Source organism: Nocardia citri (assembly GCF_054065835.1).
The window spans coordinates 40,799-58,004 of record NZ_JBSUQM010000016.1 but is presented as its reverse complement, the minus strand read 5'-3'; the positions used below and the strand labels follow the sequence as shown (position 1 = coordinate 58,004).

The 17,206-nt window shown below is 69.0% G+C and carries 27 protein-coding genes; 16 read left to right on the top strand and 11 right to left on the bottom strand.

Translation table 11 applies throughout. The features are described from left to right. The first annotated feature begins 15 nt into the window (after positions 1-15). Positions 16-462: a hypothetical protein gene (locus ACW2Q0_RS21070; protein ID WP_457192600.1), complete on the top strand. Its 447-nt coding sequence runs from the start codon at positions 16-18 to the stop codon at positions 460-462. 362 nt (positions 463-824) lie between these two features. Here ACW2Q0_RS21070 and ACW2Q0_RS21065 read toward each other — a convergent pair whose 3' ends face one another. Together ACW2Q0_RS21065 and ACW2Q0_RS21060 are read right to left on the bottom strand one after the other, a co-directional pair. Next, entirely contained in the window at positions 825-2,075 is a 1,251-nt protein-coding gene (locus ACW2Q0_RS21065; RefSeq protein WP_457192599.1) for a site-specific integrase, read from the bottom strand. Between the two features lie 90 nt (positions 2,076-2,165). Then, positions 2,166-3,554, bottom strand: a complete 1,389-nt coding sequence (locus ACW2Q0_RS21060; protein WP_457192598.1) for a hypothetical protein — start codon at positions 3,552-3,554, stop codon at positions 2,166-2,168. Between the two features lie 157 nt (positions 3,555-3,711). On the opposite strand from ACW2Q0_RS21060, the gene ACW2Q0_RS21055 reads away from it, so the two are divergent. Together ACW2Q0_RS21055 and ACW2Q0_RS21050 are read left to right on the top strand one after the other, a co-directional pair. Further along, on the top strand, positions 3,712-4,203 hold the full coding sequence (locus ACW2Q0_RS21055) for a hypothetical protein (protein ID WP_457192597.1): 492 nt from the start codon (positions 3,712-3,714) through the stop codon (positions 4,201-4,203). A 2-nt stretch (positions 4,204-4,205) separates the two neighbouring features. After that, positions 4,206-5,009: a CPBP family intramembrane glutamic endopeptidase gene (locus ACW2Q0_RS21050; RefSeq protein WP_457192596.1), complete on the top strand. Its 804-nt coding sequence runs from the start codon at positions 4,206-4,208 to the stop codon at positions 5,007-5,009. Positions 5,010-5,161: 152 nt separating this feature from the next. On the opposite strand, the gene ACW2Q0_RS21045 is transcribed toward ACW2Q0_RS21050, so the two are convergent. The 5 genes from ACW2Q0_RS21045 to ACW2Q0_RS21025 form a co-directional block, all read right to left on the bottom strand. Continuing rightward, a complete protein-coding gene (locus ACW2Q0_RS21045) occupies positions 5,162-5,629 on the bottom strand; it encodes a hypothetical protein (RefSeq protein ID WP_457192595.1) in 468 nt (155 codons plus the stop codon). Between the two features lie 177 nt (positions 5,630-5,806). Next, positions 5,807-6,310 carry a hypothetical protein gene (locus ACW2Q0_RS21040; protein ID WP_457192594.1) on the bottom strand — a complete coding sequence of 168 codons (504 nt, stop codon included), beginning with the start codon at positions 6,308-6,310 and terminating at the stop codon, positions 5,807-5,809. A gap of 166 nt (positions 6,311-6,476) precedes the next feature. Next, a complete protein-coding gene (locus ACW2Q0_RS21035; RefSeq protein WP_457192593.1) occupies positions 6,477-7,181 on the bottom strand; it encodes a hypothetical protein in 705 nt (234 codons plus the stop codon). Between the two features lie 42 nt (positions 7,182-7,223). After that, complete coding sequence (locus ACW2Q0_RS21030) at positions 7,224-8,192, bottom strand: hypothetical protein (protein ID WP_457192592.1); 969 nt, start codon at positions 8,190-8,192, stop codon at positions 7,224-7,226. 89 nt (positions 8,193-8,281) lie between these two features. Beyond that, complete coding sequence (locus ACW2Q0_RS21025; RefSeq protein ID WP_457192591.1) at positions 8,282-9,961, bottom strand: DNA cytosine methyltransferase; 1,680 nt, start codon at positions 9,959-9,961, stop codon at positions 8,282-8,284. 451 nt (positions 9,962-10,412) lie between these two features. On the opposite strand from ACW2Q0_RS21025, the gene ACW2Q0_RS21020 reads away from it, so the two are divergent. The 9 genes from ACW2Q0_RS21020 to ACW2Q0_RS20980 all read left to right on the top strand — a co-directional run bounded on the left by ACW2Q0_RS21020 (position 10,413) and on the right by ACW2Q0_RS20980 (position 13,975). Then, a complete protein-coding gene (locus ACW2Q0_RS21020; RefSeq protein WP_457192590.1) occupies positions 10,413-10,868 on the top strand; it encodes a hypothetical protein in 456 nt (151 codons plus the stop codon). Then, a complete protein-coding gene (locus tag ACW2Q0_RS21015; RefSeq protein ID WP_457192589.1) occupies positions 10,865-11,101 on the top strand; it encodes a hypothetical protein in 237 nt (78 codons plus the stop codon). The genes ACW2Q0_RS21020 and ACW2Q0_RS21015 overlap by 4 nt, the downstream gene beginning before the upstream one ends. Positions 11,102-11,136: 35 nt before the next feature. Beyond that, positions 11,137-11,664: a hypothetical protein gene (locus tag ACW2Q0_RS21010; protein WP_457192588.1), complete on the top strand. Its 528-nt coding sequence runs from the start codon at positions 11,137-11,139 to the stop codon at positions 11,662-11,664. Further along, positions 11,661-11,909: a hypothetical protein gene (locus ACW2Q0_RS21005; RefSeq protein ID WP_457192587.1), complete on the top strand. Its 249-nt coding sequence runs from the start codon at positions 11,661-11,663 to the stop codon at positions 11,907-11,909. The genes ACW2Q0_RS21010 and ACW2Q0_RS21005 overlap by 4 nt, the downstream gene beginning before the upstream one ends. A gap of 30 nt (positions 11,910-11,939) precedes the next feature. Further along, positions 11,940-12,284, top strand: coding sequence for a hypothetical protein (locus tag ACW2Q0_RS21000; RefSeq protein ID WP_457192586.1), 345 nt, complete (start codon positions 11,940-11,942; stop codon positions 12,282-12,284). Continuing rightward, positions 12,281-12,721, top strand: coding sequence for a hypothetical protein (locus ACW2Q0_RS20995; RefSeq protein WP_457192585.1), 441 nt, complete (start codon positions 12,281-12,283; stop codon positions 12,719-12,721). The genes ACW2Q0_RS21000 and ACW2Q0_RS20995 overlap by 4 nt, the downstream gene beginning before the upstream one ends. Further along, positions 12,718-12,996, top strand: coding sequence for a hypothetical protein (locus ACW2Q0_RS20990; protein WP_457192584.1), 279 nt, complete (start codon positions 12,718-12,720; stop codon positions 12,994-12,996). The genes ACW2Q0_RS20995 and ACW2Q0_RS20990 overlap by 4 nt, the downstream gene beginning before the upstream one ends. 5 nt (positions 12,997-13,001) lie before the next feature. Then, a complete protein-coding gene (locus ACW2Q0_RS20985) occupies positions 13,002-13,310 on the top strand; it encodes a hypothetical protein (RefSeq protein ID WP_457192583.1) in 309 nt (102 codons plus the stop codon). A gap of 269 nt (positions 13,311-13,579) precedes the next feature. After that, positions 13,580-13,975 carry a helix-turn-helix domain-containing protein gene (locus ACW2Q0_RS20980; RefSeq protein WP_457192582.1) on the top strand — a complete coding sequence of 132 codons (396 nt, stop codon included), beginning with the start codon at positions 13,580-13,582 and terminating at the stop codon, positions 13,973-13,975. 29 nt (positions 13,976-14,004) lie between these two features. Here ACW2Q0_RS20980 and ACW2Q0_RS20975 read toward each other — a convergent pair whose 3' ends face one another. Further along, on the bottom strand, positions 14,005-14,196 hold the full coding sequence (locus ACW2Q0_RS20975; RefSeq protein ID WP_457192581.1) for a DUF6011 domain-containing protein: 192 nt from the start codon (positions 14,194-14,196) through the stop codon (positions 14,005-14,007). 153 nt (positions 14,197-14,349) lie between these two features. Here ACW2Q0_RS20975 and ACW2Q0_RS20970 point away from each other — a divergent pair, with 153 nt between their 5' ends. Continuing rightward, complete coding sequence (locus ACW2Q0_RS20970) at positions 14,350-14,535, top strand: hypothetical protein (RefSeq protein WP_457192580.1); 186 nt, start codon at positions 14,350-14,352, stop codon at positions 14,533-14,535. Next, a complete protein-coding gene (locus ACW2Q0_RS20965; protein ID WP_457192579.1) occupies positions 14,532-14,831 on the top strand; it encodes a hypothetical protein in 300 nt (99 codons plus the stop codon). Before ACW2Q0_RS20970 ends, ACW2Q0_RS20965 begins: the two co-directional genes overlap by 4 nt. A 31-nt stretch (positions 14,832-14,862) precedes the next feature. On the opposite strand, the gene ACW2Q0_RS20960 is transcribed toward ACW2Q0_RS20965, so the two are convergent. Both ACW2Q0_RS20960 and ACW2Q0_RS20955 read right to left on the bottom strand, forming a co-directional pair. Then, on the bottom strand, positions 14,863-15,354 hold the full coding sequence (locus tag ACW2Q0_RS20960) for a hypothetical protein (protein WP_457192578.1): 492 nt from the start codon (positions 15,352-15,354) through the stop codon (positions 14,863-14,865). A gap of 176 nt (positions 15,355-15,530) precedes the next feature. Further along, the gene (locus ACW2Q0_RS20955) at positions 15,531-15,818 is read right to left on the bottom strand and encodes a hypothetical protein (RefSeq protein ID WP_457192577.1); all 288 of its coding nucleotides are present in this window, start codon (positions 15,816-15,818) and stop codon (positions 15,531-15,533) included. 281 nt (positions 15,819-16,099) lie between these two features. On the opposite strand from ACW2Q0_RS20955, the gene ACW2Q0_RS20950 reads away from it, so the two are divergent. Then, a complete protein-coding gene (locus ACW2Q0_RS20950; protein WP_457192576.1) occupies positions 16,100-16,456 on the top strand; it encodes a hypothetical protein in 357 nt (118 codons plus the stop codon). Further along, on the top strand, positions 16,453-16,809 hold the full coding sequence (locus ACW2Q0_RS20945; protein WP_457192575.1) for a regulator: 357 nt from the start codon (positions 16,453-16,455) through the stop codon (positions 16,807-16,809). Before ACW2Q0_RS20950 ends, ACW2Q0_RS20945 begins: the two co-directional genes overlap by 4 nt. 47 nt (positions 16,810-16,856) lie before the next feature. Here ACW2Q0_RS20945 and ACW2Q0_RS20940 read toward each other — a convergent pair whose 3' ends face one another. Continuing rightward, positions 16,857-17,183 (bottom strand): hypothetical protein, encoded by a 327-nt coding sequence (locus ACW2Q0_RS20940; protein ID WP_457192574.1) that lies wholly within the window; start codon positions 17,181-17,183, stop codon positions 16,857-16,859. Positions 17,184-17,206 lie beyond the last annotated feature (23 nt).

Here is a 17,206-nt window from a genome sequence, read left to right as displayed (position 1 = left end):
ACCGAGTGGAGGAGCATGGTCCTCGGATACGGGTGTGGCTTCCGAGGGGGGCTCGTCGGCTCGTTGCCGCTTTCGCGGGCGATGAGCGGGTGCTCGGCCGAGGAGGTGGGAGGCGGTGATTATCCCGATAGAGCCCGGGGTGAGTGGCGTGGGTTTGAGGGCAGGGTTGCCGTCGCGATCGAGCGCAAAGAGCAGCGGGCCCGGAGCACCGGCCGGTCGGTCGACGTCGATCTCCGGGAGGCTCTGTCGTTCGAGGTGGTGTTCAAGAAGGTAGACCGCTGTCGGTCGCGGGACGACATCGAGAACTGCCGACCATCGGCGGAAGGCTCCGACGGGGCAGTGGGCCGAGTCCTCGGTGGCGCCGAGGGTTACGAGAGGCCCAGAACCGACCGTGACTCGTTCGGACGTGACAGTGATCTCCTGGCGCATGAGGGAGGCGATCTGAGCGAACGGAAGACCTGAGCGCGCCAGGTGCAGAATCGTCGCGTCGCGTCGGCCGAAAAGCCCTGCGGGCCATCCCCAGACCGGCAGGCTCGGCAGGATGTTGTCGATAAGACCTTGAAGCCGTGCTGTCCGCTCGGCGCGTGCAGCGTTCAGAGTTTCTCTGAGGGCAGGGGCCCGGCCGGGTGCGGGCAGTCCCGCGGCGCGGTGGGCCCAGTTGATGGCGCTGAGGCGACCTCGTTGTGTGGCAGGTGCGGCCGGTGAGGCGGTGAGGTATGCACCGATCACGGTCGGGTCGGCGGGCAATGGCGTGTGACCGTGGGCGATGCACCAGTCGGTGAAGCGTTCCCAGTCGTACCGGTAGCGCATCGCCTGGTCGGGGTTCACCACGGCAGGCGGGTGGCGGCATTGCCGACGAGGGGCGCGTGTTCGCGGGCGTAGACGCGCAGCATGGCTACGGATTTGTGACGGGTTTGGCGTTGGATTTCGTAGTCGCTGGCGCCGAGTCGGTGGCTTTGGGTGACGAAGCCGCTGCGCAGTGAGTGCCCCGCGTACGCGGCGGCTTCGTCATCGTCGTACCCGACTGCTATTAACCGGCGGCGGAGCATATCGCCGACGGCTTCTGCTGTCAGGGCGGTGGAGGCGATGTTGCCGTGCCGGTCGACTGCACGGAAGGCCGGGTTCTTCGGGTCTGGGAATTCGGGCCAGCGCCCGCGGCAAACGTGCCGCTCATAGCGGTCGGCGCTCTTGCTCAGCAGGCGCTGCACGTGGCTACGGCCGCCGGCGTCATGGGCGGTCACCAGGTCGAGCCATCGTCGCCAGGCGCAGGGTGGACAGGTGGCGGGGTCGGTGCCGCGCGGGAGCGCGACCACCACTTCTTCCTCCTGCGATCCCTTCGAGATCCGCAGCCGGACGTGGAGTCCGTCGTGCCGGTGCGGGGTGATGTCTTCGAGCCATCGCTCGGTCATCTCTGAGGCCCGGAACGCCCCGGTGAAGCCCATCAGCAGCAGTGCGGCGTCGCGGTGAGCTGCGATGCGTTGAGCGCCGGTGTCGGCTTGGCGCCGGGCCTCGCTGACCAGTTCGCGGACGTCATCGACGAGGACGGGTTCGGCGCGTTTGGGCCTGCGCTCGCCCTTGTCGCGGCAGGCCCTGCGGATACCGTTCAGGACCTCGGTGACGATCCGCGCCGAGCCTGGATGCGGGAAGCCAGCCGCGCGATGGCGGTCTCCGATTGCGGCTACCCACCGGGTGAGGGTCGGTGGCGCGTAGCGTCGCAGCCCCTTCTTGTCGTGCAGTGCGGCGGCTTCGCTGATGTAGAGCGCGACGGTGAAGGGGTGGGCGGGCAGCGCCTGGTGCCCCCGCGTCGCGTTGTCTGCACACCAGCGTTCGAAGCGTCGCCAGTCGGTCGTGTAGGAGCGAATCGTGTTGCGCGCCTGCGCTGTTGCGGTGGACTCCCCGATCAGCCGGACATCCTCGGCGGACAGCGACGGCAGCGGTGCTACCGCCAGCTCTGCGTCAGAGTCCAGATCGGTAATCCCGAGCGGTGTCAACGCCTCTCGGATGCGGTCGATCTCCGCGTCGGCCAGCGCCGGTGCCGCCGCCGGGCGGTAGACCTCGATCTCCTTGCCGGTCACGTGCAGGAGCATAGCTGCGCGGACCGACATCCTCACTGGCACAGAAGGATTCTGTGTCGGTGGTTGGAATGGGCGCTGGGAATGCTGGGGTCAGTTGGTCTGCGTGGCGGTGGTTTCCAGATCGGTGGGCAGTGCGCGTTCGAAGAACCCGTTGTAGACCTCGGCGGGGAGCCTGCCCGACACTCGCAGGCATTCGCGGAGCGTGCGGGCGATGGTGGCCCGATCGAGTTCCAACTCGGGAGAGCGGTCGGCTTCGCCGACAACCTCACCAACGAGGCTTCGCGCGTGTGGTGGGTAATGGGCGATGAGCCAGTCCAGGCTCTTGGCGACAGAGGGCGCGATCACGATCCAGTCGGGGCGCAGTCGTTCCCCGCGCCGCAGCTGGTCGCGCAGCGCGTAGAACAGGGTGTTGCGCTGGTTGTCGATGTCGGCGATCCGGTCGAGGTCGTTGATCACGAAGAGCGCGAGATCGCGAGCGACGGCGGTGACTGTTTCCTTGTTGCGCTGGCCGATGACCCACCAGCGCCGTCGTTTCGGAACGCCCCAGAAGTAGTGGGTGTATTCCTCGGTGAGCCGGTAGAACAGGGCGGCGATTCCGCGTGGCATCGGGTTGTCGGGGCTGGCGGCGAGTACTTCTCCGATCCCGGCGGCCGATCGGTTTCGGGCCTCGATCCAGTCGGCGGCGACAGGCCGGGACCACAATGCCCGTCCGCCGAGGACCAATTGGGGATCGGGCAACAGCCCTTCCCCGCGAGCGCGGTAGCCGCGCACGGTGCCCGGTGCCAGTCCCGCCATGGCCGCGAGCTGGGTGGCGTTGATGAGCTGATCCGCGGCCAGTTCGGGCGCATGCAGGCTGATCACGCAGTTTTCCAGCGGGCGGCCGTCGCTGGTCCGCAGGTGCTCCCAGAGCGCGAGGTCGTCGAGCCAGTGCGGTGATCCCGCGCTGTCGAGCTCGACATCTTCGACCGTGAGCAGTCGGCCGCGCTCGGAATCGGCGGGAGCGGATGCCAATTGGCTTGCCGCTGTGATGGTTTCGGCTCCGGCGACAGGCCGTAGCGCGTAGCCGCCGGCGACGGTGTCGAACACCTGTCGCGGGCGATACCAGGTTGTGCCGTCCCACCAGTAGCCGCCGGACCGGAACAGCAGTGGCGAGGGCCTGCCCGAGTCCCATGCGGCCCAGAGTTCGTGGAGTCCTGCAGCGTCTTCGTCGCGCACCAGCACGACCGTGCGACCGTGGTCGGGATGGTAGTGGATCGCCCATGCCAGCTCGGGACGACGCGGATCGGTGGTGAACGCCCACCAGCGCTGTCCGTCGCTGCTGTAGTCGAAGCGGCCCCACGTGTTTTCGTCGCGTCCCCGGCCTATCCCCTCGATGTCCTCCGGGTCGTCCACCGGGATGTGGAGGTCGTCCACGAACGGCAGCGACGGAATCGGGTGATCGGTGCTGAGCCCGTTCGCGAGCGGCGCGACTCCCAACATGCTGACCCTCTTTTCCTTGAGCGTTGTAATGAAGCAGCGTAGGCGCTGTGCCATTACAACGCAACGTCTCTTCAGTGTCGGTCCGCGAACGCCACTCGATTCAGATGTTTTCGATACACTCGAATCATTGGAACTGTCGACGTGGAGGTCAGAACCGATGGAACTCACCACCCACCCTCCGGTGCCGGGGCAGCTCCCTTTGTGGGACTCCGGCGGGGAGACGCCGCTCCCGCTGGCATCGCGGACCCGCCGACCGGCCGGACTGCACATCTGCCCCAACCCGGAGTGCGGTTACCGCGCGGCTGGGGAGAGCGCACGCGGTCGGCTTCGGGAGGACTTTAAAGTCGTCTGGCTCGTGCCCGACCCTGACCGGCCGGACGTCCCGGTCGAGCGCCGCTACTGCAACCGCTGCTGCCCGCGGCCGCCACAACGGATCGCCGATGTCGAGTGCGCGGCCTGCGACTACGGCGGGCCGCTCCTGGTCGGCGCGCTCGCGACGGCGCTGCGCTCCGAGGGGAAAGTCCCCGGTTCGGTCCGCGCATGGCTGCTGGGCCAGGGATGGCGCGAGCAGGAGGGCGGGATGCTCCTCTGTCCCGACCATCCGACGCCGGATAGCAAGGCATCGCATTATCCGGATATTGCGATCTGAGCATGAGTTGCCGCCGTGGCGGGATGCCGCGCCGGACGGGCGTGGCGGACGGCGCGCGTCGGCCGCCGTGGTCGCGGGTGTTCTTCCGGGGGCTGGCGGCGGTGACGCTGGCGTATCCGCTGCTCTATTGCAGTTACGCGGTGGCGCTGGGGAATTCGCCGCTGGCGGTCACCCTCGGATTCTTCTTCGGCCTCACCGCAGCCGTTTTCATCGGCATCAGCGCGTTCACGGCGCGGCCTCGGTCGTCGATACTGACCGAGGCCCTGTTCTTGTACGGGCTGTTCGGCTTCCGCCGCCCCACGCCCGCCCGGTGGCGCCGCCGGCCGCTGCTGGTGTGGTGCCTGATCGTTCCCGTCGTCCTGGCGGTGGTGCACTTCGGGCTCGACGCGCTGATCGGCGCGGTATGGCACCCGGTATCCGACGCCGAACAGCTGCGGGCGAGCGCCGAGCGGGAGGAGCTGCTCACCCGCAACGGCACGCTCGGCGCGGCGGTGCTGTACCCGTTCCTGGTCGCCGCACTTCCGGAGGAGATCCGTTACCGCGCACTGGTTTTGCTGGCACAGCGGGCCGTCGGCGTGGCCACCGCCTCCCGCCCGGTCAGGTTCGGTGTCGTGGCGGCCGCGGCCGGGGTGAGTATCGCGGTCTTCGCTGCCGCGCACGCGGGGTTCGGCCCGATGAACATGGTGACCTCGGCGATCGGCGGGGCGATCTACACGGGGCTGGTGCTCTACACCCGCTCGCTGTGGCCCGCGATCTTCTGCCATGGGTTCTACGACCTGACGGCGATCTCGCTGACGATCCTGTAGAACGATCGGGGCCCAGATATGGCCGTGCCCCGGGCGGCATGCTCAGCAGAGGCGGACCCGGGGCGTACATGATCACGATAGGCGGGGCGAGAACCGCCGGTCAACCCATTTTCCGGGATGTCGCGGGCGGAGCCGTACCCGCCCGCGACACGTCAGTGCAGCGCGGTGTGGGCGCGGACCCACACCGCGCGCTCGGACTCCATCATCTCCAACGCAGCCTCGCCATCCATGCGCTGGGCGGTGCCGGTGATCACGACCAGGCCCGCGCCAGTGTGGTGGTTCAGCTCGGCCTTCTGACGCCAGTCCACACTAGCGGCCAGCTCACCGGCGACCAGCTCCCCGAGGCCGGGCGGGCCCAGGATCTGCACGGCGGTCATGTCCTGGGCGAAGGTGACCAGCCAGCCCGACACCGGCCCGGCAGCGAACTCGATATCGAGCAGCGGCACAGCACCGTGTGCGCTGACCGCCGAGGTCCAGGCGTCCGCGGTCACCAGCTCACCGGACTCTGCAATGTGGAGGCTGCGGAACCTGGGCAGCACAATCACGACCGGCTCGGCGCCGATGACTGCCGTGAAGATAGTGGCCTGCTCGATCTCCGGCGGGAGAATCGGTTGAGACATGCTGACCGACAATACCTTTCACCGTTCGGGGCTGCCCGAAGAACAGCCTCCGGGCCCGGAGGCAGGTCCCACGCGAGAAACGCGGCCGCCGCGACGGATATGCCGGTGGACCATACGAGGGATGTCAAAACGTTCGTTTTGGTTGACGTCGCCGTGCGCGCATCCCGGCGGCTCCGCCTATTCGGCGGATTGGCGCAGGTGCGGGCGGGCCATGCCCATGCCGCGCCGCTCGTTGAGCACCTCGACGACCCCGCGCGTGCGGTAGACGGTGCGGGCACCGCGGTCCTCGTGTTCGACCTTCTCGTCGAAGAGTTCGCGGTACTGGGTCACGGTCTTGCCGTCGACGCCGAGCAGCTTGGCGATGGCGCCCAGGGCGCGGAACTCGTCGGGCCCGTCGGGCATGGGAAAGGGGGCCGGGCGGTTGGCGGCTTCCCACCGCTCGGCGAAGGCGTCGAGGTCGTCGGAGTCGTACTCCGGGGCGGGGGTGCCCTTACCAGTGCGCGGGCGCGGTTGCTTCGGGGCCGGGAAGTCCTCGCGGCCGGTCCAGTTGTTGCGGATCGAGCCGTAGCTACGGCCGCGCTGTTCGGCCCATTCCTTCAACGTGATCAGGGTTCCCACGCCCTCATTGTGGTCGGCGGCGGGCCCGGCGTGGTGAGCGGCCGTCGGCGCGGTGACGATCATCGGTACTTCTCTCTCGCTGGTGGGGTGTCGAACGGTCGAATCGGACCGATTCGCTTGCTAGGCTTGGCGATGCCCTTCTTTTGCGAGTGGGGCGCATTCGGGCGGCCTGGCGTGTCCGAGCTGCGGTCTTCATGACCGAGGCTTCGCCGGCCGCCCGAGCCATGTCCTAGAAGCCCTCCAGGAACGCCGTGAGCGCCGCTGCGGCGGCGATGCTGGGTTCGGGCTCCCCGGCGTGCGGCCAGTCCTCCACGTGCAAGCTCAGGTCGTCCCAGAGCTTGCGGGCCTCGGCGACCAGGACCGACCGGTCGATGCCGGTACGGCCGTTCACCCACTCGGCCAGGTTCGGGCAATAGTGCTCCCCGGCCCAGCCCTCGGCGATGATCCTGGCCTCGTACTCGGTGATCACGGTGTCGAAGCTGTCGTCGGTGTAGATGCGGTGGGCGACCGCCTCGTAGACGCTGGGCACGGTCTCGGTGGTGTGCCAGACGCGCACCTCGGTGGTGAGGGTCAGCACGTCACCGGGCACCTCCCCGTCACGACGGTCGAGCCAGAACGGGGCCGCCTCGGTGGCGGATCCGCCGGTCAGGCTGGCGCAGGCGATCAGCTTGTTGCCGTACATGCCGGAGGTGCCGGTGTAGTCGATGCTCCCGTCGGGATCGAGGACGAAGCCGTAATCGGGATCGTCCCCGCAGGCGAACAGCTCGCGGCTGTAGGCGGTGACCCACAAACGGGAGCGGCACCCGCCGGGGTGGACGAGGATATCGCCGGTCCACGGGCCGGTGGGCCCGGCCGCGCGGGCAGCGACGCCGCGGCGAGCGCGGTCCTCGTCGGTGGCGGTCCAGCGGGAGCGGTCGAACATCGTGAACGTCATCGGAGTAGTCCTTCCGGGAAAAGTGGTGGTGGCCAGGGGGTTTCAGGCGCGTTCGACGCGCACGATGAGGTAGTGGTCGGTGTCGAGGTGACCGGGGCCGACCATCCGCCAGCCGTGCCGGGCCAGGACCTCGGCGGGCTCGTCGGGGATGGGATCGAGGGGGTTGGAGGTCAGCGAGTACGTCGTGACCGGATCGTCGGCGGTGATCACGATGTCGGCGCGTTGGGCGGGCCCGTGCTCGGGTTCGACGGAATCGTCGGTGACGATGCGGGCGGTGAACACGACGCCGCTGCCCGGCAGCGGATGAAGCAGGGCGGCCACCCGTTGCGCGTAGGTCGGTAGCCGGGTCGCCTGGTCGGCGGTGATGGCGCCGACGATCATCGCAATGGCGGCTTCCTTCGCCGCCTTGTCGGTGCCGAATGCGGTGTCCTCGCACAGCGGCTCGGCACCGTCACGAAATACGTTCAGCCGCACGAGGTTCGGTGACTCCTCGGGTCGCTGGGCGAACGCACGGAACCCGGCCGTCTCGAAGGTCCATCGCTCGAGGACCGCCAGCGCCAGCAGCTCGTCCGGGTCGGATTCGGTGGCCCAGCCTTCCGCCGGCCGCCCGCCGAACAGCGCGTGCTCGCAGTTCCAATGCCCGAGCTCGGCGCGCCGCCGTTCGGGCAGCGCGTGGTCGGGGTCGTCGCTCACGTCGCTGGAGAACACCGTCCAGGTCGAGCAGCCCGCCGTGAATCGCTGTGCGTCGCAGCCGATCACGGTGTCGAGCGCGATGACGTCGCCGACCCAGCTGCGGCCGTGCAGGGCCTCGGTGATCGCATCGGCTTCCCAGTCGTAGCAGCCCAGGGCCTCGGCGGGAATCGTGACGAACCGCCACGCCTCGGTGTGCTCGCAGCCGACGCCGACGATCCCGGAGGTGACGGCGCGGACCGCGACCCTGGTCGTCGGCGCAGGAGGGCCGAGCGGGGCCGGTACGCCCCATTCGGGGTAGTTGGTGGTCAGGTCGTCCACGGGGGAGTCCTTTCCGAAAGTGGTTGCGGGAGTGGACGAGAGAGGAAGGGCCAGGGAGGGGGCCCGGTGTGCGGGCCCCCTCCGGCCGATCACGCCGCCGGGGCGTAGCGGTCGAGCTCTTCGCCGGTGATGGCCTCCACCAGCGCGGAGATCAGGATCTCGGCGGCGGGCGGAGTGACGGCGTTGCCGAGCTGGCGCACCTGCTGGCGCTTGTTGCCGAGCACGATGTAGTCCTTGCGGAACGCCATGGCGTCCTGGATCTCGTGCGGCTCCAACATCCGGAATCGGGTGTTCTCGATGTCGCGCTCGGTGATCATGTCGACCAGGGCGAACCGGTCGCGGGTGGAGACCGTCCCCATCGGGTCGGAGACCGGGCGGGCGGTGCTGTTGCCGTAGTAGGGCAGCAGCAGCGAGTTCCACAGCTCGGGCGACATCCCGGTGGGCGGGGTGACCAGGCCGTGGTGGTTGCCGCTGGCGGTGACGGTGGCCAGGGCCTCGGTCACCGGACGCGCGTCCGAGGAGCCGCCGCGCAGCTCGGCGACGAAGGGCAGGAACGCCACCGCCGTCTCGTTGCGGGTGGTCTGGGTGCGCAGCGGCATCGAGGCCAGCTGGGCCTCCTTGCCGTCGCGGCCCTCCATCGGGATCATCAGCGGCGGCGGGACGACCAGGCCGTGGTTGGAGCCGTCGGCAACGACCGTGGCGAGAGGTTCGTGCAGCCCGATCGTGCGGGGGCGGTCCGAGCGCAGCAGCGCCAGGAACGGCTGCGGGATCGCGAGGCCGTCGTTCTCGCGGGTGGTGCGGGCGGCCATGGGCCCGGTGACCTGGGTGGCGTCGTCGCGCCAGGTGCCCCCGGCGGGGACCATCATCGGCACCGTGGAGGCGTAGCGGCGCATGCCGACGCGAATGCGTTCCATGGTCTTGGGGGCCAAGGGCTTGTCCCGGTCGCCGATGCGGGTGCCCGGAAGGGTCCAGTCGATCGCGGCGGCCGCCGGGAGCGCGGGCGGTTCCACGATCGAGTTTCGGCAGCTGACGCGAGGGCAGCGGTACACGTACTGGGTGCGGTAGCGGCCCATGTCGGCACCGGCCTTCTTGAAGACCTGGAGGGCGTTGACCCACTCGTCGCAGGCGGTGCAGTAGGCCAGCGGGCGCAGCCACTTGTTCCAGTTGGGCTCGCGGCCGAGCTGGAGATCCCAGTAGGCGACGTAGAGCCGGTCCCGGCTCTGCGGGGCCGCCGGGGTGCGGACCGGCTGGGCGTGGCTGGAGTTCAGGGCGATGACCTTGACCCCGTAGCCCAGGGCGCGGATCTCACCGATCCAGCGGTTCCACTGGTCCCACTGGCGGACCTCGACGACGTTCTCCACGACCCCGGCGCGGACCCTCCCGCCCCGCTCGATCACCCCGCGCAGGTACATCGGGACCTCTTCCATCAGCGCCCGGCTGCGGTCGGCTTCCTCGTCGCGCTGGAGGTCGAGCAAATCGCCCTGGAGGGTGTTGTCGTAGTCGCGCTTCTTGCCGCGCGCCGAGGACCACTGCGGGCACTCCGGCGAGGCCCAGAAGATATCGGCCACAGGCCATTTCACGATCTGCGCCTTGGCCTCGTCGGTGCTCAGATCGCCGAGGAAGTGATCGGCCTCGGGGTAGTTGGTGGCATGGGTCTCGATGGCCTTCGACCAGTGGTTGGCCGCGCGGGTGACACGCACACCGGGCACCTTCGATGCGCCCTGGGTGGAGCCGCCAGCGCCGCAGAACCAATCCATCAGTTCGAGCATGGGAATCGTCCCTTCGTGATTTGCGAGTGGGGTAGAAGGGGCGGGGTGTCCGGTCCCGGTTCCTTCTGTGTCATATATTACCCGTTAAAGTTGATCGAGGTCAAGAACTTTCTTGACGTGTCTTTAGTCGAAATACGCTGTCTCGCAACTTCTTTGAACGATCCAGTGACCTGCTGAAATCTGCGGCGAGAACACTACCGATACAATGGATGTTTTAGATACACTGGATTGTGTGGAAGGGTGTCGCCCCGCGCTCGCCCCCGCCAACGAAGCCGGTAGGGCCGCCAACGACGTCGGCCCGGCGGCAAGCTTGGGGCCCCGTCCTCCCACCGCCGGCCGTCCCGCCCCGGTCATCCGCCTGCACCCGTCGGTGCCCGGTGGGAGACTCGTCGGGACGGCGTGGACGAACCACGCAGCGGCCCAACTACACAGGAACGGGAGCACCCCGCCCATGACCAAAGTCGATCGCGTACAGGTCGTGCAGGAGATGTGGCCGACGATCGGCCCACACGACGCCGACTCGCTCGGCGCGGCCGCCGTCGCCTCCCGCGAGATCTTCCGCATGCTCGCGCACGCCACCATCACCCGTGCCGACGCGCTCAAGGCCCTGCCGTACGTGGTCGACGGCTACACCGTGCTGGGCGGGCTCGCCGAGGCCGCCAGTTCCGAGCGCCAGGGCCTCGAACAGCTCGCCGTCTGGGCCGAGCACTTCGCCGACGATCCCACACTGCGCCACGCCGAACACCGCGATCAGCCGGGCGGCGGTGTCGCCCAAGCCCAGCAGGCGGCCCTGGAGACCGCCGAGGACCTGCGCGAGGCCGCCGGGCACGCCGAGGCCCTGATGCGGGCACTCCAGCGCGCCCAGGCGCACACCAGTCCGCTCTACCACGACGACGAGGAATCATGACCGGCACCCATACCGCCGTCGAGATCGCCGACCACTACGCGCCGGTGTTCGCGATCCTCGACCGGTGGGCCGCCTGCGGCGAGGTCGACCCCGATCCGGTGCCGGTGACCCTGGGCGACGGCAGCCCCGCGTCGATGACCCGCGACTGGCTCACCTTCCCCCGCGCGGAAGGCGCGATCTCCGGCAAGTCCCTGTCGCTGACCATGCTCAGGCAGTGGCGCAGCGCGCGATGACCCCCACCGAACCACCTCACCGACGAAGAGGACCGATGACCACCGCCCACACCGCCGACGAGCTGCGCACGATGCTCGAAACCGGCGCTGCCGCAGCCGATTCCCGCTACCAGCGGGCGGCGATCCACCTGCTGAACTTCACCGAGCTGCCCGGCCGCGCGGCCCTGGACGCCTATATCGAGACCGATACCGTCACCGTCGACGGCCGCGACGTGCGCGCCGCCTGGATTCGCGACTGGGACGCCATGGGCCGCCTGGAAAACCTCGGCTACCTCAGCGGCGGCGAGGAGCGCTTCGTCCGGCTCGCCGCGAGCATGGCCCACGGCTCTCCGGTCGACCTGTGCGCCGCGCTGAGCTCCCTCGGCCACGCGCACGCCCGTCGCGTCCTGGAAGCCGTCGCGATCTGCCTCGGCGCCGACGAGCACTACGAGATCACCCCGACCCCCGCTCTCCTCGAAAGCCAGCGCTTCGAGGAGCAGCTGCTCGCGGGCGAACTGAGCCGCCGCGGGCTCGGCCCCGACGGCCAGCCGTTGCAGAACCCTCAGACGGGAGAGACCGAGTGACCAGCCTGCCCACCCAGGAACAGATCTGGACCAACGCCGCCGACGCCGCCGACCGCGCGGCTCTGGCCCTGGCCGACGTGCGCGACTGGCTGAAATCCGACTGGTCCGATACGAAGCCGTTGACCGACGAAGCGGTCCAGGCACGCAGCGCGGCCTACGCCCGGCTCGAGACGCTCAAGGACGAGATCCGCGACCTCGAACACCAGTTGCGCGGCGGCGCGAAAAGCCTGCGCGACCGGCGATAACGAGACGACCGCTCAGCGAGGGGACTGGAAATGTTCGACGAGACACCGATCACCTGGGAAGACTTCAAGGCGAGGCGGCCCAGCGACGCCGAGAATGCCGCCCGGCTCGCCGACCTGGTGCGCCGGGCCCGCACGGTTCGGGCGCACGGCTGGGACGACTACCGGTACGTGTGGTCGTCCGGCGAGGTCGCGGGCGTGGCGTACCTGCTCGGCGACGAGGACGTACTCCGCGACGCCGACGAAACCGCCGATACGGTGCTGAGCCGCTACGCCTGCGACCTGTTCGGCGTCACCGGCGGCCACGACGATATCGCCGCCGGCCACCCCGGCACCCGCGCCTGGTTCGACCAGGCCCGGCAGGAGGCCGACCTGTGAGCACACCCGAGCAGCCGGCGGACCGCGAAACCGCCACCGCCGGAAAGGAACTCGTCAAGTACGAGCCCTACCCCGAGCTCGTCTCGCGGCTGTGGTTCGCGGCGGCCGCGAGACCGGACCGACTCCCCGCGAAGATCGACAGAATGATCCGGTTGAACCGCAGCTCGGTCATTTTCGTCGATGAACCGGTGACCTGGGAGACGCTGCTGCAGCGTCTCGCCGAGCGCCGTCGCGACTACGCCGAGTACTTCGCGTCCCTGCCTCCGGCAGAACCCGCCGCCTCCCGGCGGGGCTTGCTCCAGCGGCCCACGCCGGAGATAGCGGCCACCGTCGCCGAGGCCGCCGCACGGGTCTTCGCACCGAGGCAACAACCCGATCCGGCTCCAAATATCCAGCGCGACAACGACACCCACACACCCGAGGGGGAACACCGATGAAGGATCTCACCGCGACCGACCGACGCTTGGGCGAGGCCCTGGCCCGGCGTGACGAGGCGGCCCTGTCCAGGGTGGCCGACGAGTTCGCCGCCGCCGGGCTGCCCGCCATGGCGCAGCAGCTGCTGCGCGAGCGCGGGACCGCGGGCGCCTCCGAGCTGCTGGCGGGCATGTCCGCGCTGACCGGCGTCTCGGTCACCGGCACCCTGAGCCCGGCGTCCGCGCGCCTCGTGGCATCGATGCGGGCGCGCCGGGGCCTCGGAACCGAGACGGAGTGACGGTCATGTCCGGTATGACGGGCGCGGCGGTGGCCGTGCTGCTGCTGATCCAGGCCGCCTGCGTCGTCCAGTCGCTGCGCAGCGGCAGCAACCCGGCCGAGTCCCTGCCCTACGACATCGGAGCGGCCTCCGCCGTGGGCGGCCTCATGCTCCTGGCCGGGTTCTCCGGTGCCACTGATGACCCCGGCATGCGATGGGGGCTCGGCGCGGTCGCGGCGATCACGATGGCGACGATCGCGATGAAGTTCCTCCGCCTCCGCCGCCAGCCGCCCCGAGCCGTCACGGTGACGAAATCCGACGATGGTCGGGGCTAGGGTCCGACCATCAGCGAACGGCCGACGTGCCCGAAATCCGGTGGTTTTCCCGCCGATGCTCCCGGTCCCGGCCGGGGGCGGGCATTTCCCCGGCTCCGATGCGCTGACCTGCGAATTCGCTGTGCTGACTCCGGATAACTGCCATTATCCGGAGTGACACCAAAAAACACTACGGTGAGATACCCCCAGGCGGGGCACCTTTAGATACATTAGAATAACACCGGCGCGGCACCAGGAGTCCGCGCAGGTCAGAGGAGAGGGGAACGCTCATGACCACGGCGGCCGACGAGGATCCGGGCGCGGGACAACCCACCGATCGGCAGCGACTGGCGGACCTGATCCGCACCGCCCGCGAGCGCGCCGGACTGTCCAAGCGGGCGGCGGCGCGGCGCGCCCGCATCAGCGAAGGCCGGTGGCGGCAGCTGGAGAACGGCTACGAGGAGGCGCGCGGCCACCGTACCCCTGCCAACGCGACCCGCGCGACGCTGGTGCGGATCGCGGAGGCCGTGTCGGTTCCGGCCGGAGATCTGCTGCGGGCGGCGGGGTTCGCGCCCGATTCGAGCGCCGAGGCGGTGGACGTCACCGGCCTGCGGCCGGAGGAGGTGGCGAGGGTGCGCGAATTCGTCCGGTTCCTCCGGTACGAGCGGAATGCCGTGCAGAGCTGACCCTTTCGCGCAAGCGCCGGGGGATGGGGTCAGGCTGCGATGTCGAACAGCGTCAGCGGCCGCGCGGCGGCCGCGCGCTGCTCGGCGCGTTCCTTGACGGCGCAGGTCGGGCCGATGCCGGCACTTACCGAGGCCGCCGACAGCAGCCAGCTGTGGCAACGGCGATGACAGTGCACGACGAGGCGCACGACGGGCTGTTCATCGGTTTCGGTCGCGGCCATTATTCGATCTCTTCCTCCGGCCGTGTGGCGTCCGTTCCAGAGTGGCACAAGCGACCGACATCTTGTGTCCGATCGAAACCGACCCGAATCCCCCCTCCCGTGACGGGGTCGACGGTGATGTGCGGTGTCGGTGTGGAGGCGTACCTTGCTGAAATGACCTATGCCAGCGCCCTGTTCGCGGTGATCGTGTGTGCCCTGTTCGCCGGTGGCATGATTGCGCTGCACCGATCCGACGAGCGAGCCTTCCGGGAACGCGAACGCCAGCTCGGCCGGGAGATGACTCCCGGTGAGGTGTGGTGCTACTACCTGGGCGTGGAGCCCGACGAGCAGAGGCGGTGACCGATTCGGGGGAGGGGACACCGAAGGCGCGACGGCGGGCCGCTCGTGAGGTGGTCGCGGCCTACCACGAAGCGCGGCTGGGGGAGCTGATCGGGCACGTCGAACAGGCCCTGGGCGGGTTCCGGGCGGAGGAGCTGGATGCGTTCGAGGTCGATGCGGTGATTCACCGGTATCACCGTGCTGCACAGCGGCTTTGGACATTCTGCGAGCAGTCCGGCGCGCAGGTGGAATCCACCGCGGCGCTCATCGGGCGCATGACTGCCGAAGGGAAGACCCTCGACTGGTGGCAGGGGTAGGACTCTCCTTGGTGCGGGAGCCCAGTTGGCTTCACCAGTCGTTCGAGTCGAAGGACAGCGGATCGTGGCAGCTGGCGATGATGGCGGCCAGCACCTTGCCTTCCTCGCGTGCTCGCGGGATGGCGCCATTGAGCCAGTCGCGGGTGCGGTCGAAAGTGGCTTGGTCGCAGCGCACCTCGGCCAGCGCCGCGTCGTATTCCTCGCGGGTGAGCAGCAGGCCGTGCTTGCGGGCGGCGGAGCGGCTTCGCAGCTGGGACAGCCTGGGTGCCAGCGCCGTGCGGCGCAGTTCGGCGAGTTCGTCCAGCAGTTCGCGGCGCTGGGCGGCCAGCTCGGTGAGTTGGTCGCGCACCGCGTGCTGGTCGTCGACCAGCACGCGGGGAATCGGTTCGTCGGCCCGCTTGAGTTCCCCGTATCGGCGGTCGAGATCGCTGCGGCGGCGGCGCAGCTGCTCGTCACGGTTGGCGAGGTCGGGGGCGAGCTCGGCGATTTCGGCGACGCGCGCCGGAAGGCTGGCGGTGATCACGGGCAACGCTCCGATCGGGATGTCGGGAGAGTACGGGTCCGTTCAGTATGCGTCGCCGGCCGCGAGGGACTGGAGGTTCTTCGTCGCCGCGTGCCGGAGTGCCGATTGGTGCCGCCTCGGCACTCCGGCTGTTCCTGTCGACGAACCGATTGTGCCGCCGGACCGACCGCGGGTTTCTAGCTGTTGCCGGTGAGCCGTTCCATTTCGTCGACTCCGTCGTTGCAACACGGCCCGCAGTACAGGCGCAGCCGCTTCGGTGCGGCCGGGGCGGGGATGTTGAAGCGGGCCCGGTCGCCGTTGGCGCCGGGCCGTAGATCCCACCCACATTCGGCGCAGGTGAGAGTGGTACGGCCGGGTTCGAGCCAATCCGGTGGTGCGGTGAACTTCTTCACCGCCATCCCGCCAGCGACCGGCTCGAAATAGGCGAAGACCCGCCCACCTCCGGGCGAAGGTGCAGTGCTCATGCCGTCCTCCTTCGACGATGGTGAAAGGGCATGCTACACAGGGGGTTCGAGGCTCTAGAGTCGAGAAACTAGAGGTCACGGCGGTCGCCTGGCAGAGACTCGCTGCGAGATCGCGGGCGAATGCTCCCGGGAGATACAGAGAACGTCGTCCCGGCTGTCATGGTCGACCGCAGGGTCACCGAACGGACTGATGTAGGCCCCGGACGCTGATTCTGCGGCCGCGAGCCGGTGCCTGGGGAAGCGGTTTTTGCCTCCGGCGAACAGGGCCTTCGGGGTATCGAGTGACCGAGTACAGTGCCGTTGCGGCCGTGGTGACAGCTCTCCCGGCCTGGCGTATTCGCTTGTATGCTCTAGGGGTGGGTTATCACTTTCGCGACGACGTTGCCGAGTCCGTGTACCTTCACGACGTCACGAAAGCCGAGGTCATGCAGGCTCTGGCGTATCCAAGGCGATGGCCGCAGCGGATCGAATCGAAGGTCGACGCCAGGGTGCTCCAGATCTTCAGCCGCACGACCGAGGCCCGCGCCGTCGCGGTGGTGGTGATCCAGGTAGATCGCTGGGATTGGCTGATCTACGCAGCTCGGCCCCTCGAGGTGGACGAGAACGCCGAATACACCGTTTGGGAGGCACAGCAATGAACATCGAACGCCGAATCGAGGAACTGACCGCGCAGGCCGACGACGCCGACCTGATGGGCGACTTCCTGGCCGGTCGGCTGGTCCGCAGCAGCGAACCGGCCGAGGTGTCCGAGCTGCCCGTGCCGGATGCCGCCGAAGTGGCGGCGGCAGGGCTGATTCCGACGACGGTCCGGTTCTCCCCGGCCCAACGGGACAAGCTCAGCGCGCTGGCGAAGGCGCGCGGCACCGACGTGTCCAGCCTGCTGCGGGAATGGGTCGACCACCAGCTCGAGGTGACCGAGCACCCGGAGCGGCAGCTGATCACCGTCGACGAGGCGATCCAAGCGTTGCGCAACCTGCCGCACTCCGCCTGACCGGAGAACGGGCAACGGGCCCGGAAACGTCCTCGGGCCCGTTGCGGTCACAGCGGGAACAGCGACGGTTGGGCGGCGGCGTCGCCGGTCCAGGCCAGAACGTTGGGGAGGTTCGCGTCCGGGGCGAAGGTCAGGTAGGTCCCGTCGACGCTGTCGCAGCCGATCGCGGTTGCGTAGTCGTAGCGGCGGCGCGAGTTCACGCGGCCCATGTGGACCCACTTGCCGACGCTGGAGGCGACCGCGGCGAGGTTGGCCGCTTCCGAGCCGAGCTTCCAGGCGGTATCCCCGGCCAGGAACAGGGCGTCGATCTCGTCCCATGGATCCCAGGTGTCGTACTCCATGAAGTTCTGGGCATTAGCTCCCGGCCGATTCACCGTTCTCGACGTTCGTCTTGACC